Raw genomic sequence first — 15,832 nt, 5'->3', positions numbered from 1 at the left:
CGTCCCGATACATCAGCCCAGACAACGTCTGGCTGACATTACGCCTTGATCACCAAGCCGTATTCTGCGCTGGCGTCCTGCAGCCACAACCACATGTAGTCACTGAAGCTGCGACGTACCACCATCTCGTAGCTGTCTTCACCGGTGCGTTGCAGTAGTACCTGCGTTTTAGCGAAGACGGTAGTTACACATTTCCCCACTGGAAATGAACCAGGATGCACGTCATAGGGTGTGGATTTCTGCAGCACTTTACGTGCATCAGGACCAGACAGCTCCAGCACGGTTTGACCACCGCTGACATTCACCAGTGACAAGTGACCATCAATGGCATTGCGCAGGGCCAGCTCGATATCAAACTCACTGCCCCCTTCCACCAGAATCAACCACTCATCAGGGCCCATCCACTGGATGCTGGTCGCGCCTTTGGCGCTACAACTGAGCGGTGCCAAAGGTAACTCTACGCCCAGTACCTTCTTGACGCCTTTTAGCAAGGATGCATTGGCGCTGCTACCACGCAGTACCAGATGACCCAGCAATTTCTTCTCACGCAGCACCACACCACCACGCTGGTGAACATTCAGCGCCAGATGATCCAGACCGACGTGATACAATGGCGACTCGGCCTGTACTCCGGCACCAGCACGCTGCTGGAGAACCGCCACCTTGCTGACGGCGGCCGAGCTTTCTTCAACTACTTGGGCTTTAGCCACTTCAGACATTTTGACGTTCTCCTTTCGGATCCAGGAATACGGAAGAGCAGATTTCAGCTTCGATCACACGACCATCACGCAGAGGTGCATACACTTTGTCTCCCATGCGTGACAGACCACCTTTGATCAGTGCCATGGCAACACCGTGGCCCAGATTGGGGCTGTAGTAGCTGGAAGTGACATGGCCCAGCATGGGTACCGGCACCGGATGCTTGGGATTGTCGACCAGTTGCGCGCCTTCCGGCAGCACGACCGAGCTATCGCTGCACTTCAAACCCACCAGCTGCTTACGGTTATCACGCACGCAGTCTTCACGCTGCATACCACGCTGACCCAGGAAGCTGAAAGGCTTGTTCTTGCCCACTGCCCAGCCCATGTTCAAGTCGAACGGGTTGACCGAACCATCCGTGTCCTGACCAACAATGATGAAACCTTTCTCGGCACGCAGTACGTGCATGGTCTCTGTACCATAGGGGGTCAGGTTGTACTTGGCACCGTGCTCGAACAGCTTCTCCCAGACGTGCAGGCCATAGTTAGCCTGAACGTTGATCTCGTAGGACAACTCACCGGTGAAGCTGATACGGAATACCCGTGCCGGTACACCAGCGACGGTACCTGCACGCCAGTCCATGAACTTGAAGGTGTCTTTGTCCAGATCGATATCACTGGTCAGTTCCGCCAGCAGCTTACGACTGTTGGGACCGGAAATGGTCAGTGTTGACCAGTGATCAGTCACGGAGGTGAAGTACACCTCCAGCTCTGGCCATTCAGTCTGGTGCCACAGTTCCAGCCACTCCATGACACCTGCCGCACCACCGGTGGTGGTGGTCATCAGGAAGTGATTATCACCCAGGCAGGAGGTCACACCGTCATCAAAGACCATACCGTCTTCGTGGCACATCAGACCATAGCGGCACTTGCCCACATCCAGCTTGGCCCAGGCGTTGGTATAGATGCGGTTGAGGAACTCACGTGCACCCGGCCCCTGAATGTCGATCTTGCCGAGGGTTGATGCATCCAGAATACCCACACTGTCACGGACCGCCTTACTCTCACGGTTCACTGCATCATGCAGCGACTCGCCCGCTTTGGGGTAGTACCAGGGGCGTTTCCACTGACCCACATCTTCAAACTCTGCGCCCTGCTCTACATGCCATTTGTGCATGGCAGTGAAACGTTTGACGTCAAACAGGTGACCTGCATCACGCCCGGCCACTGCACCGAACGTCACGGGCGTGTAGTTGGGGCGGAAGATCGTGGTGCCGGTTTCGGCAATCGTCTTACCCATCGTCATGGCGGCAATCGCCATACCGTTAATGTTACCGAGCTTACCCTGATCGGTACCGAAGCCCATGGCAGTGTAGCGCTTGACGTGCTCGATGGACTCGAAACCTTCACGAGTAGCCAGTGCAATGCCGCCCGCGGTGACGTCGTTCTGCAAATCGACAAACTGCTTGGGCGCACGGGATACAGGCTTCACATGCGGTACATAAAACAGCGCCATGGCAGGGCTTTTCACCGGCTCAAAGGTGGATGGCAGTTCTACTTCAGGCTGGTTCAGCTTAAGAGCAGCCACGGCCTGCTGAGCAGCGTTGACACCATCTTCAAGCACCTTGCCCAGACCATAAACACCATGTACTGCACCAGCACACAGACGCTGCTCCTTGGCGGCACCCGGTACAAAACCGATGATCTCGTCATTCCAGACCGGACGACTGCCGGTATGGCAGGACAGATGCACCACCGGACTCCAGCCGCCTGAGCTGGCGATAGTATCGCAGGTAAGCACTTCCTTACCGCTGGTCACCTTGCTACCTGTTGCATCGATACTGCAGCAGACGGCACCGTGCACACGCTTGCCACCTTCCACATCGATAACCGCAGAACCAGGAATCAGACGAATCCCCAGCTTACGTGCTTCTTCTACCAGAGCGCCTGTTGGATTGGCTCGGGTATCGACAATAGCCACCACGTCACGACCCGCCAGTTTCCAGTCCAGCGCGGTCTGATAGGCGTCATCGTTGGTGGTCATCAATACCAGCTTGTTACCGGGCACCACACCATAACGGCGGATGTAGGTGGAGACAGCACTGGCCAGCATGTTGCCGGGAACATCATTGTTGGCATACACCAGAGGACGCTCATGAGCGCCCGTGGCCAGGATGACCCACTCGGCACGCACCTTGTGCATACGCTGGCGAGACATATTCAGGGGGGCGCGGTCGGTCAGGTGATCGGTACGGCGCTCATGAATGGTCAGGAAGTTGTGATCGTGATAGCCATTGACAGTGGCACGGCTAAGCAACAGCACGTCTTCATAACGCTGCAATTCAGTAACGATGCCTTTGACCCACTCCGCGGCCGGCAGGCCACCGATGGTATCAGCAGAATGCAGCAGACTGCCGCCGAACTCCTGCTGCTCATCCGCAATGATGACTCGTGCACCAGCACGCGCGGCGGTCAGGGCAGCCATCAGGCCTGCCGGACCTGCGCCCACGACCAGCACGTCGCAGTGGTGATTCATCTTGTCATAGGTGTCAGGATCCCACTCTGCAGGAGCACGACCCAGACCCGCCGCCTTACGGATGTACTTTTCGTAAGTCATCCACATGGACTCAGGGTACATGAAGGTCTTGTAGTAGAAGCCCGGGGGCATCATCTTGCCGCCGGCCTTACCGATATAGCTCATCAGATCCGTATCGGCGTTGGGCCAGCCGTTAACGCTGTTGCTCACCAGCCCGTCAAACAGTTCCTGCTGGGTCGCACGCACGTTGGGGATCTGTGTCGCTTCGGTAGCGCCCAGCTGCATGATGGCATTAGGCTCTTCAGCACCGGCCGCGAAGATGCCGCGTGGGCGGCTGTATTTGAAGCTGCGACCGATGATATCGACACCGTTGGCCAGCAATGCTGACGCCAGGGTGTCGCCTTCAAAACCTTCGTAGGTCTTGCCGTTGTAACTGAACTTCAGTGGCTTGTTGCGATTGATGCGACCGCCACGGGTCAGACGGTTGCTTTGCGCCACTTTTCTGGACGCAGATTTTTTGCTGGATACAGTGCTCATGACTGACCTCCTGCCAGACTTTCCGCAGTGACGCTGGGCTGTTCACCCATTTTGTAGGTCTCGTATATACGGTAGGTGACGGTATCACGGGTCATGTTGAAGAACTTGCGGCAGCCTGCCACGTGGTACCACATTTCATGGTGGACACCGCGTGGGTTCTTGCGGAAGAACATGTAATCACCCCACTGCTGGTCAGTGCAGCCCATGGGGTCGAGGGGACGGCTGATATGGGCCTCACCCTTGGCTTTGAATTCGTCCTGATCCCGGTTTTCACCACAGTAAGGACAATAGATATGCAGCATGATTTCTCTCCTGTGGATCAGTGGGCTACGCCAGCAGCGCCGTGCTCGTCGATCAGTGCACCGGAATAGAACCGGTCCATGCTGAACGGTTTGGCCAGCGGGTGCGCTTCACGTTTGGCCAGGGTGGCAGCGAAGACGTTGCCTGAACCGGGTGTAGCCTTGAAGCCACCGGTTCCCCATCCACAGTTGAAGAACAGACCTTTTACAGGGGTCGCAGAAATAATAGGGCAGGCATCCGGGCAGGTATCGACGATACCACCCCACTGACGGTTCATGCGCACACGGCTGAACACAGGGAACATTTCAACAATGGCTGACAGCGTATGCTCAATGGTGTTGTAAGAGCCACGCTGACCATAGCCGTTATAGCCGTCGATACCGGCGCCGATCACCAGGTCCCCCTTGTCAGACTGGCTGACGTAACCGTGTACATGGTTAGACATCACGACGCAGTCAAGAATCGGTTTGATCGGCTCTGATACCAGCGCCTGCAAGGGATGCGATTCCAGTGGCAGACGGAAACCCGCCTGCTGAGCCATCACCCCGGAGTTACCTGCAGTTACGCAGCCCACTACCGGTGCAGCGATAAAGCCGCGAGTGGTTTCAACACCCTCAATCACGCCATTGCTCTGGCGGAAACCGATCACCTCGGTTTGCTGAATCAGATCAACACCCAGCGCATCGGCACCACGGGCGAAGCCCCAGGCGACCGCATCGTGACGGGCAACCCCGCCGCGACGCTGCACGGTGGCGCCCATCACTGGATAACGGGCATTCTTGCCGCAGTTCAGTGCCGGAATCTCACGCGCCACCTGATCCTTGTCCAGCATCTCATTAGGGATACCGTTCAGCAGGTTGGCATGTACCAGCCGTTCACCTTCACGCAGGTCATGCAGGGTATGGCAGAGGTGATACACACCCCGGGAGGAGAACATCACGTTGTAGTTGAGGTCCTGTGACAGCCCTTCCCACAACTTCATGGAGTGCTCGTATAGGTGAGCAGCTTCGTCCCACAGATAGTTGGAACGTACGATGGTGGTGTTACGTGCCGTGTTGCCACCGCCCAGCCAGCCTTTTTCAATCACTGCGACGTTGGTGATGCCGTGCTCTTTCGCCAGGTAATAAGCCGTGGCCAGACCATGACCGCCACCACCAACGATGATCACATCATATTCTTTCTTCGGCGTCGGATTGCGCCACATCCGCTGCCAGTTTTCATGGTGACTGAGGGCATGTTTGGCCAGCCCGAACCCGGAAAAACGCTGCATTGACCAGCACTCCTTGAAACGCTAACTGTCTTGCCAGGCTCCCGACCCGACAGGACCACGAAATTACCAGCAAGAGCATCAGCTCTGCCTTCGATAGACAAGCGCAAAACCCTGTTTTCAGCTGCCGGATCCAGTACCAGCAGGTTCAGTAACCAGCGTTACTGAACCTGTTCTACTGGCATCTCGGCAGCAGCGGAGAGTAACGCCTTATCTGCGATAGACGGGGTAATCTGCACAGATCCCCGCTACCTTTTCGCGTACCTGAGCTTCCACATCGGCATTGCCCAGGTTATCCAGCACATCGCAGATCCAGCCTGCCAGGGCTGCACATTGCACCGTACCCAAACCACGGCTGGTAACCGCAGGCGTACCGATACGCAGGCCTGAAGTCACAAAGGGGCTTTGCGGATCGTTGGGTACAGCGTTCTTGTTCACAGTGATATGCGAACGGCCCAGCGCCGCATCCGCATCCTTACCGGTAATGCCCTGCTTGATCAGACTGAGCAGGAACAGGTGGTCGTCAGTACCACCGGACACCACGTCGTATCCACGCTGGATAAAGACTTCAGCCATGGCACGGGCGTTGTCCAGAACACGCTGCTGATACTCTTTGAACTCAGGCTCCAGCGCCTCTTTGAAAGCGACGGCCTTGGCCGCGATTACATGCATCAGCGGGCCACCCTGGCCACCGGGGAACACCGCGGAGTTCAGTTTCTTTTCCAGCTCTTCATTACGACGCGCCAGAATCAGGCCGCCACGTGGGCCACGCAGTGTCTTGTGCGTAGTGGTCGTTACAACATCAGCATAAGGCATGGGGTTGGGGTACAAACCAGCTGCTACCAGACCAGCCACGTGAGCCATATCCACGAAGAAATAGGCACCGACCTTGTCGGCGATGTCACGGAAACGCGCCCAGTCCACCACGCGGGAATAAGCAGAGAAGCCAGCCAGAATCATCTTCGGCTTGTGCTCAAGCGCCAGACGCTCGACTTCGTCGTAGTCGATTTCGCCGGTTTCAGGATTCAGTCCGTACTGCACAGCGTTGTACAGCTTGCCGGAGAAGCTGACCTTGGCGCCGTGAGTCAGGTGGCCACCATGGGCAAGGCTCATCCCCAGAACGGTATCACCCGCGTTCAGCAGCGCCATATATACAGCCGCGTTAGCCTGAGAGCCGGAGTGAGGCTGGACGTTAGCATAGTCAGCGCCAAACAGCTGGCAGGCACGCTCAATCGCCAGACTTTCCACCACGTCAACATACTCGCAGCCACCGTAGTAGCGCTTGCCTGGATAGCCTTCCGCATACTTGTTGGTCAGCTGCGAACCCTGAGCTTCCATAACGTAAGGGCTGGTGTAGTTTTCAGAGGCAATCAGCTCAAGGTGATCTTCCTGACGCTGTACTTCTGCCTGCATGGCTTGCCAAAGCGCGACATCGTATCCTGCAAGTTTATTTTCATAGCTAAACATGGCGTTCTCTCTAGGCGGGCAATCACCCGCAGTCAGCCGCACTTCCCGTGATCTTATGCACTTTGGCAAACCCAGATGACACAAGGGCTGTAGCGGTAATTAGGCTTTTGTTTGGCTTCACCGCAGCGCGCGTTCTACGGTAAGTGTTGAAGTGATCATATCGGGGCAGCCCTGGGGGAAGATGTTTATAAGCGTCGCAACAGGGTGCTTTTGCGACATTTTTCTTTAACATCAAACACGGCGCGGCCTGCAGCCTGGTGTCGCAGCGAAACCCGCTGCCGCTCTCGCCTGAATCTGCCACCTCACTCAGGGATTAGACTGTTGTCAAAGACCTGCTGGTCGGTGGTTCACAAGCCCGGTTGAATTGACTAGGATGGTCCGGCATTGCTCAAGCAATGCATCTTATTCTCAGGGCGGGGTGCAATTCCCCACCGGCGGTATGTTGTCCCATCTGCAATAAGGCAGATAGCAACGAGCCCGCGAGCGCTCAGTCTGCCTTACCTCTGTGGAGGTCGTCAGACGGAGGTCAGCAGATCTGGTGAGAGGCCAGAGCCGACGGTAATAGTCCGGATGGAAGAGGATAAGGGCCAGCCATACGATCTGCTGAACGCAGGTTGCTTATGCACGTCCTGCATCAGGCTGATGTCAGCGCGTGCCTGTACGCCAGCACGATCATGGATCAGTGCAGACGAACAGCGCATGTCACTGATAACGCCTAATGCGTCCGTTTCCTTTAGCCCTGATTCTGGTAGCCAATGGAGCTATTACCATGAATCAGTCTGATATCACCGCTGCAACATCCTTACTGGCCGAATTCGGCTCTCCTATTGAGCGCGTTGAACAGGCCATTGCTGCGCTTCAGCAAGGGCAAGGCGTGCTCGTCGTCGATGATGAAGATCGTGAAAACGAAGGCGATCTGATTTATTCAGCCGAACACCTGACCCCTCAGCAAATGGCACTGATGATCCGTGAGTGCAGCGGCATCGTCTGCCTGTGTCTGAGCGATGAGCGCATCCGCCAGCTTAACCTTCCCCCCATGGTGGAAGACAACAACAGCAAGAACCAGACCGCCTTCACCGTCAGTATCGAAGCACGCGAGGGTGTCACCACCGGTGTGTCTGCCGCTGATCGTGTCACCACGGTCAAGACGGCCATTGCCGCCCATGCCCGTCCGGAACATCTGGCTCGTCCTGGCCATGTGTTCCCGCTACGAGCGCAACCCGGCGGCGTACTGACCCGTCGTGGCCATACCGAAGGCACTATTGATCTGATGAAACTGGCTGGTCTGCAACCGGCGGGCGTCCTGTGCGAAGTCGCCAATGAGGATGGCAGTATGGCCCGCCTGCCGGAAATTATCCGCTTTGGCAAAAAGCATGGCATGCCTGTGCTGACCATTGAGGATATCGTTCAGTATCGCCTTGCCTGCCTGGAGCAGGTTTCCTGATCCGCTCTGCCTTAACGCGATAAACGCTGTCTGGAGTAGCTGCATTGCTCCAGACAGTGCATCGGCCATCCGTCGTTGCAGATTGCGTCTTATTAGCACTGGCTGTCTTATTGCAAAACGGCTACCTTCCTATCAAGAGAACACAAGATTCACGTTGCAGGAATAGCAACCGCTGCGCTGACCCCATACTCAGGATGATCGACTGGTGCTTGGCCCGTTTACCTTAAGGATGGTGGGCCGGATTCGAATCCTGATGGCAGACGTCAGCACACAAGGAGTGGAGCTTCTGAACCATGATTTTTTACGACCTGATAGGGGATATCCACGGCCATGCTCATGCCCTGAAGGCGCTGTTGAAGTGCCTTGGCTATACCCGCAATCGCGGTGTGTGGCAGCAGCCCGGCCGGCAGGTCATCTTCCTCGGTGACCTTATTGATCGCGGCCCGCAGCAACGCGAAGTGCTGCGGATTGTGCGCAGCATGATTGATGAGGGCCACGCCCTCGCGGTCATGGGTAATCACGAGTTCAATGCGCTGGCATATGCCACCCCCGACCCTGATCATCCCGGTGAGCACCTGCGCCGCCATACGGTGAAGAACCGTCATCAGCATCATGCCTTTCTGAGTCAGCTACGCGAAGGTTCCGCGGCTTACAAGGATGCCATCAACTGGTTCTGGCAATTGCCGCTCTATCTCGACCTGCAAGGCCTGCGCGTGATTCATGCTTGCTGGCATCCGGAGCATATTAATGTCATGGAGCAGCTGACCCGCGGCAGTGCGCGCCTTACCCCGGAGCTCTTGATTCAGGCCAGCCGCAGCGACAGCCCGGTGTATGAAGCAGTAGAAACGCTGCTCAAGGGGTTGGAGATGGACTTGCCTGAAGGCTCACAGTATCTCGACAAGGACGGCAACCCTCGTACCCAGTTACGAGTACGCTGGTGGGATCAGCAGGCACTGACCTACCGCCAGCTGGCACTGATTAGCGATCACAAGCGCCACTTGATTCCCAATGACCCGGTCGCACCTGACTTTCTGCCAGGCTATGACCAATGCAAGCCGGTATTTTTCGGCCATTACTGGATGACGGGGCGGCCCGTGCCCCTGAATGACCACATTGCCTGCCTCGACTACAGCGTGGCCGCACGACATGGTGGCAAGCTGTGCGCTTATCGCTGGGAAGGGGAAAAGTATCTCAAGGAACGCAACTTTATCTGGGTGTGATCAGACATGACCCCACGCCAAATGCAAAGGGCGCCACGGTGAATAACCGGGCGCCCTTTGTTATTACAGCAACGACTGTTGCTTATCGCACTTACTCGAACACGATGCCCTGAGCCAGCGGCAGCTCACCACCATAATTGATGGTATTGGTGGTACGGCGCATGTAGTTTTTCCACGCATCCGAGCCTGACTCACGGCCACCACCGGTTTCTTTCTCACCACCGAACGCACCACCGATCTCCGCACCGGAGGTACCGATATTGACGTTAGCAATACCACAGTCAGAACCTGCCGCTGACATGAACAGCTCAGCTTCACGCATGCTTTCGGTAAAGATGGCGGATGACAAGCCTTGTGGCACTTCGTTGTTGATGGCGATGGCTTCTTCTACTGAAGAGTAGGTCAGCACATACAGAATGGGCGCGAAGGTTTCTTCGTGGACGACAGGCGCATCATGAGCGATACGAACAATGGCCGGGCGTACATAGAAACCGCCAGCGGGTACGTTCTGCTCAATACGCTCGCCACCGTAGATCACTTCCCCGCCCTGTGCCCTGACCGCCGCCAGTGCATGCTGCATACGGTTGAAGCTGCCTTCGTCGATCAACGGCCCAATCAGGGTGCCCTGCACCGAAGGATCGCCAATACGCAGGCTAGGGTAGGACTTCAGCAAACGTGCCACCAAGTCTTCCACAATGCTGTCATGAGCAATCAGACGACGCAGTGTAGTGCAGCGCTGACCAGCCGTACCTACTGCCGAGAACACGATGGCACGCTGAGCCAGGTCCAGGTCAGCCGTGGGGCTGACGATCATGGCATTATTGCCTCCCAGCTCCAGCAGAGAGCGGCCCAGACGGGCTCCGACGGTTTGCGCCACGCTGCGGCCCATAGCGGTTGAGCCGGTCGCCGATACCAGTGGGAAACGCTTGTCTTCACAGATGGCCTGACCCAGATCACGACCACCAATGATCACCTGCGACAGTGCTTTGGGCATTTCTGGCATGGTTGCCAGCGCTTTGTCGACGATCATCTGACAGGCAAGCGCGCACAGCGGCGTCTTTTCAGAGGGCTTCCACACAATGGGGTCGCCGCAGACAAATGCCAGCATGGCATTCCAGCTCCACACCGCCATGGGGAAGTTGAAGGCGCTGATGACCGCTACCGGGCCCAACGGCTGCCACTGCTCCATCATCCGATGGCCAGGGCGCTCTGAGACAATGCTCAGACCATGCAGCTGACGCGACAAACCAACGGCAAAATCACACACATCAATCCATTCCTGAACTTCACCCAGTGCTTCCTGAGTGATCTTGCCAGACTCAAGCGTGATCACCGCCGCCAGCGCATCTTTGTATTCGCGCGCCAGATTACCAATGCGGCGAACCAGTTCACCACGTTTGGGCGCAGGAATGGTACGCAGCACACGGAATGCCTCATTGGCATCAGCCACGACCAGCTCCAGCTGTTCAGTACTGGCATTACGCAGCTGAGCCACAGTCTCGCCATTGATGGGAGAGGCAACGCTGAACACTTCCCCCTCCCCCTGGGCATGACCATTTGCACTCGCAACGCTGGCGAATACACCATTGGACTTCAGTGCGTCCATTCCCAGTGTGGAAAGAAAAGACAGATTCATTGGGCTCCCCCTGGCTGCCGCAGCAGGCTGTTAGCAACATATCAACGTGGACTGGTGAGCATCAAAGGAATAAATAGTCACCAGTACTTATGGCTGACAAGCATAGGAACAGCAGAGCAATAGGTAAAATAGCGATTTTCTGAATGGGCTAAAGGTGTAGACTATAGCCAACCCCGCCTGCGACATATCGATCAACGGAAGCCCTGTCATGGATCTCCGCGCCCTGCGTTATTTTCAAGCCGTCTATGAAGAACTGAGTCTGAGCGCCGCAGCCAAACGCTGCTTTGTCGCCCAGCCGTCCATCTCTGCCGCCGTCCAGCAGCTGGAAAGCGAGCTCGATACCGCCTTGTTCATCCGCAACAGCAAGGGGGTCACTCCCACCCCGGCAGGAGAAAAACTCTATCCGCTGGCCTGCAAGGTGCTGGACGAAGTGGTCGATATCAAGCGCCAGTTCAAGGAGCCCTCTGCTCCCCTGCCCTTGCGTATCGGCCTGATGCCCTTCCTGTCCGGACCACGTCTGGGTTTTCTGCTAAAAGAGCTGGCCAGTCAGGTACCCGAGCTGGAGGTCACTCTCGTGACAGAAGATCAGCCGGCGGATGCCCGTATTATTGCCAGCAATCAGGTGGGCCCCAATGAGGTATTCCATAAGCTGTGGAATGACCACTATGTGCTGGCCCTGCCTGCCGAGCATCCGCTGACACGCCTCACCAAACTGAACCTTGAACACCTGGAGGGAGTCCCCTTTATCAGCCGCAGCTTTTGCGACGTGCTGGATGCATGGCACTTTGCTCTGGAAAAACGCGATGTACAGCTGCTGGTCAAAGCGCGGGTCCATACTGAGGAATACGCACTGGATCTGGTGGCGGCGGGTATGGGCGTGTCCCTTGTCCCTGTCAGTTCGGTTGAAGGCAGAACCCAGATTGCCACCCGGGAAGTCAGCGGGATTGATATGGCCAGAGTGGTGGGATTGGCCTACGCCAAGGACAGATCACTGCCAGAAGCCCTGATGCATGCGATTGAGCAGGTCAAAAAGCAGTTTTAGCTGCACAGCTCAGTGGACCGTCAATAAGGTGAAGGCTTATATGCCGTAAGCGATATCAGGCAGCGTGCAGGACTGATCCAGAACAGCAGCATGCAGATCACAGCACAGCACCAGCAAGCGACCCGACTCCGCATTGAAAGCACAGGATAACGTCAGGCACATGCTGCCATCCGACACCGACAGATAAGGATCAGAGACCTGCACCTGTCCCGGCTGCGCAATGGCTGACTTGAAGTAATGACGTCGGCTCCAGCTGGCACCCAAGGCGTCCTGCATCGGGCGAAAACGTCCGTCATCCATGGATTGCCGGGCCGCCATATTATGGCTGAGCTGGTAACCGTCCTGATCAAGCAAATAGCAACGCTGCACACCCGGAAGGCGCAGAATAGCCTCGCTGGCACTATGCATAGGTGTTCCAGCACGACTCAGTGACACCAGCTCCGTAAACTGACTGGTATAGCGCTCTAATTGCTGGCGTTGCAGACGCTGATTACGCTGACTGCGTCGTGCACAGATGGCCAGCTGGGCATTGAGCTTGCGGCGCCCCTCTGCCAGCCCCACGCGGGGATCAGCTGCGGGGTAAGCCAGACCGAAGCCCTGTACCATATCGGCACCGGAATCAAACACCAGATGCAAGTCATCCAGGGTTTCAACGCCCTCCATCACGGCCAGCGCGCCGGAACCATGAATCAGCTGAATGAGCTTGCCCAGTACATGCCGTGTACGCGTCTGCTCTCTGGCCTGAACCAGCAAGGAACGGTCCAGTTTGACGATATCAGGCTGTAGTCGCCAGATGCGGTCAAAGTTGGAGTGGCCGGCACCAAAGTCATCAATAGCAACCAGCGCCCCCCGGGTCCGATACTCCCTGACCTGTTCTTCGAGTAACAGCGGATCGTTGCTGGCGTGCTCGATGATCTCCATTACCATACGCTGCGGCGCCAGACCCAGCTGACTCAGGGTGTTCCAGAATAGCTGTTGATCGGGATAGGCCAGCGCGGAAGGTGGACAGACATTGATAAACAACCACTGCTCGGGGAGCAGCAATTCAGCATAGTTACGCAGATGCAGGGCCTGGCAGTGCTGGTCAAGTAATGCTTCTTCATCGCGAGCACGGGCCATGGCGAACAGCTCGAGCGGCGAACAGGGTAAATTGCCATCCTGAGTGCGAATCAGTGCTTCCAGACCAACACAACGGCGATGAGCCAGCGAATAGATAGGCTGAAAGTGACTGCGCAGCTCAAAGTTGTGATATTGCCAAGTGTTATTCATTGCGTGTTTGCCAATTCGGGTGAGCCCCGGCTAATCAATATGTGGTAACTGCACACTAAGCCAACACCAGATCCCCCAGGCACGGAGGAGCCTGCCATTTGTTGGCCTGTCCAGATATAACCATCTGCCACCCTTTATCCACGATTCTGCATGCAATCCCAAGGCCATGAAAGGCTTGCCGTCCTCCGAGCATTCCTGCTGGACAGGCAGCCATATCCGCAACCTGCAGGCTTACTGACTCCCAGTCAGCCATGTACCTTTCAATACAGAAACAACCGATCGTCAGTAGGTAATATCTGCATCAGATTGGCGCACGCCTCCAGGCGAATGACCAAAATACGACAGACAACACATAACGCACAACAGCCCCCGTCTGGCTGTGACACCAGATGCTTTTTGCTAAACTACCGGGCCTTGCTGGTCGACAGGCTGGCGAACAGAAAGCCACTTTGCAGAAGCGGACCACGACATGTCATTTCTCAATACTTTACAGCGCCACATGGATGCAGTAAGCACTCTGGGTGATCTTGAGCCTGAACTGAACGCCATGGCCGACCGCGTTTATCAATGCGTCACCCAGAATGGCAAAGTGCTGTTTATGGGCAATGGTGGCAGTGCTGCCGACTGTCAGCATCTGGCAGCCGAATTCGTGGTGCGTTACAAAGCTGAACGCCGGCCACTGGCTTCTCTGGCATTGACAGTGGACACCTCCATTCTGACTGCCCATTCCAATGACTACGATTTCTCCAGTGTCTTTACCCGGCAGATTCAGGCACTTGCCCGCCCGGAAGATGTGATCATCGGTCTGTCAACATCTGGCAACAGTGCCAACGTCATCGATGGCATTCAGGCTGCGAAGGAGATGGGGTGCTATACCTACGCGTGGACGGGAGTCAGTGGTGGAAAACTGCTGGATATAGCCGACAGCACGTTACGCATGCCATCAACAGAAACGGCACGTATTCAGGAAGCTCATATGATTATTGGTCACTGGCTGTGCGAAGAAATGGATCGTCGTCTGGCTGACTGAGCCCCCCTTCGAGGAGGCACCTAACAGGTCGTTGAAAGGCTATCTGCGTTGCCGAATACCGCGTCAAAAACAGGCTCACAGCCGAAGGCTGAACGTGCTTTAGCACGGTCCCGAAGGGGCGAGCAAAGCGAGTCAAATGCTCATTGAGTTCACTAAACTCCGCTTTTTCGCCTGTTTCTTGTGCCCTCGGGGTATTTCCTTGTCTCGGCGGCCGCGATAACGTTTTTCAACAGCCTGCTAACGTTTATCTTGACTGGAGTGATGGGAAACCGGAAGTGCTGGGGATTTTCGTTCGGCACTTCCACACAGGCGCCGCACTACCATAATCCCTCCCACTGCCAGTGAGACGCCCAGCACATTGGCTGCCATATCGTAGTAGCTGAAAGCGCGATGAGGTAACAGCACCCCCTGCATGAACTCCGCGACTACACCTACCAGCACCATCAGCAGCCATAACCGCAGTGCGGCCCAGCGCAGCACCAGCGGTATCACCAGTGTCAGCAGGAAGAACGCCGAAGCATGGGCGTATTTGTCACCGTCAGCGATAGAGAAATGCCAGGGTCTGGGGCGAAAGTATGCGTAGGTGACGGCCAGCGACAACAGCAGAAAAACAACACGGATTAGCCAGGTTTTAAACATCGAATACCCTCAGCTGGGGAGCGATCCAAGAACGCGACTCACGCTCTTGCTCGCGAGGGCCAATCAATCGACTGCCGTTGACGTCACCCTGAGTATGGTTGCGGCGATTCTACTGCCAAACTTCCTGAATCTTTATTTCAGGATGCTACCAGCATGCCCTTTTCCAGACGCAGACGCTTATCCGCCAATGCGTCCAGGTCCTCACTGTCATGACTGACCAGCAGGACCGCGACACCCGCCGCACACTGCCGCTTTACGCCTGCCCACATTTGCTCTCGGGTATGAACATCCAGTCCGGTGAAAGGCTCATCCAGCAGCAGCAGAGGCTTCTGCCGTAACCAGGCTCTGGCCAGTGCTACACGCTGGCGCTGGCCACCCGAAAGCGCCCCCGGCAGGCGGTCCGCCATCCCTGCCAGACCAACATCATCCAACACCTGCTCAATATGCTGGCGTTGCACGCTATTCAACTTCAAGCCCGGATGCAGCCCCATACCGATATTGGCCCACAATGGCAGATGCTCGAACAGATTATGTTCCTGAAACACCGTAGTGACAGGCCTCTGCCAGGGGAGCAACGAATTCCAGCAGATCAACGAGCCGTCCGTCAGCCAGCCAATCTCTCCCGAGCTGGCAGAGAGAAATCCGGCGATCAGATTAAGCAACGTCGACTTGCCTGCACCGCTTGGCCCCTGCACCGCCAGACACTGACCAGCTATGAGGTTCATATCAAAGCAGTAATCTTGCTCA

At 56.3% G+C, this 15,832-nt stretch carries 13 protein-coding genes and 1 riboswitch; of the genes, 4 read left to right on the top strand and 9 right to left on the bottom strand.

Translation table 11 applies throughout. From position 1 onward, the window contains the following. Positions 1-38: 38 nt before the first annotated feature. From soxG to glyA, 5 genes are all read right to left on the bottom strand, one after another. Positions 39-719 carry a sarcosine oxidase subunit gamma family protein gene (gene soxG, locus QCD60_RS17005; protein ID WP_279787330.1) on the bottom strand — a complete coding sequence of 227 codons (681 nt, stop codon included), beginning with the start codon at positions 717-719 and terminating at the stop codon, positions 39-41. Beyond that, positions 712-3,771 (bottom strand): sarcosine oxidase subunit alpha, encoded by a 3,060-nt coding sequence (locus QCD60_RS17000; RefSeq protein WP_279787327.1) that lies wholly within the window; start codon positions 3,769-3,771, stop codon positions 712-714. The genes soxG and QCD60_RS17000 overlap by 8 nt, the downstream gene beginning before the upstream one ends. After that, a complete protein-coding gene (locus QCD60_RS16995; RefSeq protein WP_104156662.1) occupies positions 3,768-4,073 on the bottom strand; it encodes a sarcosine oxidase subunit delta in 306 nt (101 codons plus the stop codon). Before QCD60_RS16995 ends, QCD60_RS17000 begins: the two co-directional genes overlap by 4 nt. A 17-nt stretch (positions 4,074-4,090) precedes the next feature. Next, positions 4,091-5,341 (bottom strand): sarcosine oxidase subunit beta family protein, encoded by a 1,251-nt coding sequence (locus tag QCD60_RS16990; protein ID WP_279787324.1) that lies wholly within the window; start codon positions 5,339-5,341, stop codon positions 4,091-4,093. A gap of 207 nt (positions 5,342-5,548) precedes the next feature. Then, complete coding sequence (gene glyA, locus QCD60_RS16985) at positions 5,549-6,805, bottom strand: serine hydroxymethyltransferase (RefSeq protein ID WP_110186675.1); 1,257 nt, start codon at positions 6,803-6,805, stop codon at positions 5,549-5,551. Between the two features lie 400 nt (positions 6,806-7,205). Beyond that, positions 7,206-7,391: riboswitch (FMN riboswitch) on the top strand. 183 nt (positions 7,392-7,574) lie between these two features. Between glyA and ribB the strand changes: the two genes are divergently transcribed. Beyond that, the gene (gene ribB / locus QCD60_RS16980; RefSeq protein WP_104156665.1) at positions 7,575-8,249 is read left to right on the top strand and encodes a 3,4-dihydroxy-2-butanone-4-phosphate synthase; all 675 of its coding nucleotides are present in this window, start codon (positions 7,575-7,577) and stop codon (positions 8,247-8,249) included. Positions 8,250-8,542: 293 nt separating this feature from the next. Further along, entirely contained in the window at positions 8,543-9,469 is a 927-nt protein-coding gene (locus QCD60_RS16975) for a metallophosphoesterase (protein ID WP_279787320.1), read from the top strand. A 91-nt stretch (positions 9,470-9,560) separates the two neighbouring features. Here QCD60_RS16975 and QCD60_RS16970 read toward each other — a convergent pair whose 3' ends face one another. Further along, on the bottom strand, positions 9,561-11,105 hold the full coding sequence (locus tag QCD60_RS16970) for an aldehyde dehydrogenase family protein (RefSeq protein ID WP_279787318.1): 1,545 nt from the start codon (positions 11,103-11,105) through the stop codon (positions 9,561-9,563). Positions 11,106-11,313: 208 nt separating this feature from the next. On the opposite strand from QCD60_RS16970, the gene QCD60_RS16965 reads away from it, so the two are divergent. Next, positions 11,314-12,147: a LysR family transcriptional regulator gene (locus QCD60_RS16965; RefSeq protein ID WP_104156668.1), complete on the top strand. Its 834-nt coding sequence runs from the start codon at positions 11,314-11,316 to the stop codon at positions 12,145-12,147. 36 nt (positions 12,148-12,183) lie between these two features. Here QCD60_RS16965 and QCD60_RS16960 read toward each other — a convergent pair whose 3' ends face one another. Then, a complete protein-coding gene (locus tag QCD60_RS16960; protein ID WP_279787316.1) occupies positions 12,184-13,416 on the bottom strand; it encodes an EAL domain-containing protein in 1,233 nt (410 codons plus the stop codon). Positions 13,417-13,885: 469 nt separating this feature from the next. On the opposite strand from QCD60_RS16960, the gene QCD60_RS16955 reads away from it, so the two are divergent. Beyond that, on the top strand, positions 13,886-14,446 hold the full coding sequence (locus QCD60_RS16955) for an SIS domain-containing protein (protein WP_279787314.1): 561 nt from the start codon (positions 13,886-13,888) through the stop codon (positions 14,444-14,446). Positions 14,447-14,683: 237 nt separating this feature from the next. On the opposite strand, the gene QCD60_RS16950 is transcribed toward QCD60_RS16955, so the two are convergent. Beyond that, the gene (locus tag QCD60_RS16950) at positions 14,684-15,085 is read right to left on the bottom strand and encodes a hypothetical protein (RefSeq protein ID WP_279787312.1); all 402 of its coding nucleotides are present in this window, start codon (positions 15,083-15,085) and stop codon (positions 14,684-14,686) included. Between the two features lie 137 nt (positions 15,086-15,222). Further along, on the bottom strand, positions 15,223-15,810 hold the full coding sequence (locus tag QCD60_RS16945) for an ATP-binding cassette domain-containing protein (RefSeq protein WP_279787310.1): 588 nt from the start codon (positions 15,808-15,810) through the stop codon (positions 15,223-15,225). Positions 15,811-15,832: the final 22 nt, after the last annotated feature.

The organism is Pokkaliibacter sp. MBI-7 (assembly GCF_029846635.1).
Lineage (GTDB): Bacteria > Pseudomonadota > Gammaproteobacteria > Pseudomonadales > Balneatricaceae > Pokkaliibacter.
This window is presented reverse-complemented; position numbering and strand designations above follow the sequence as displayed.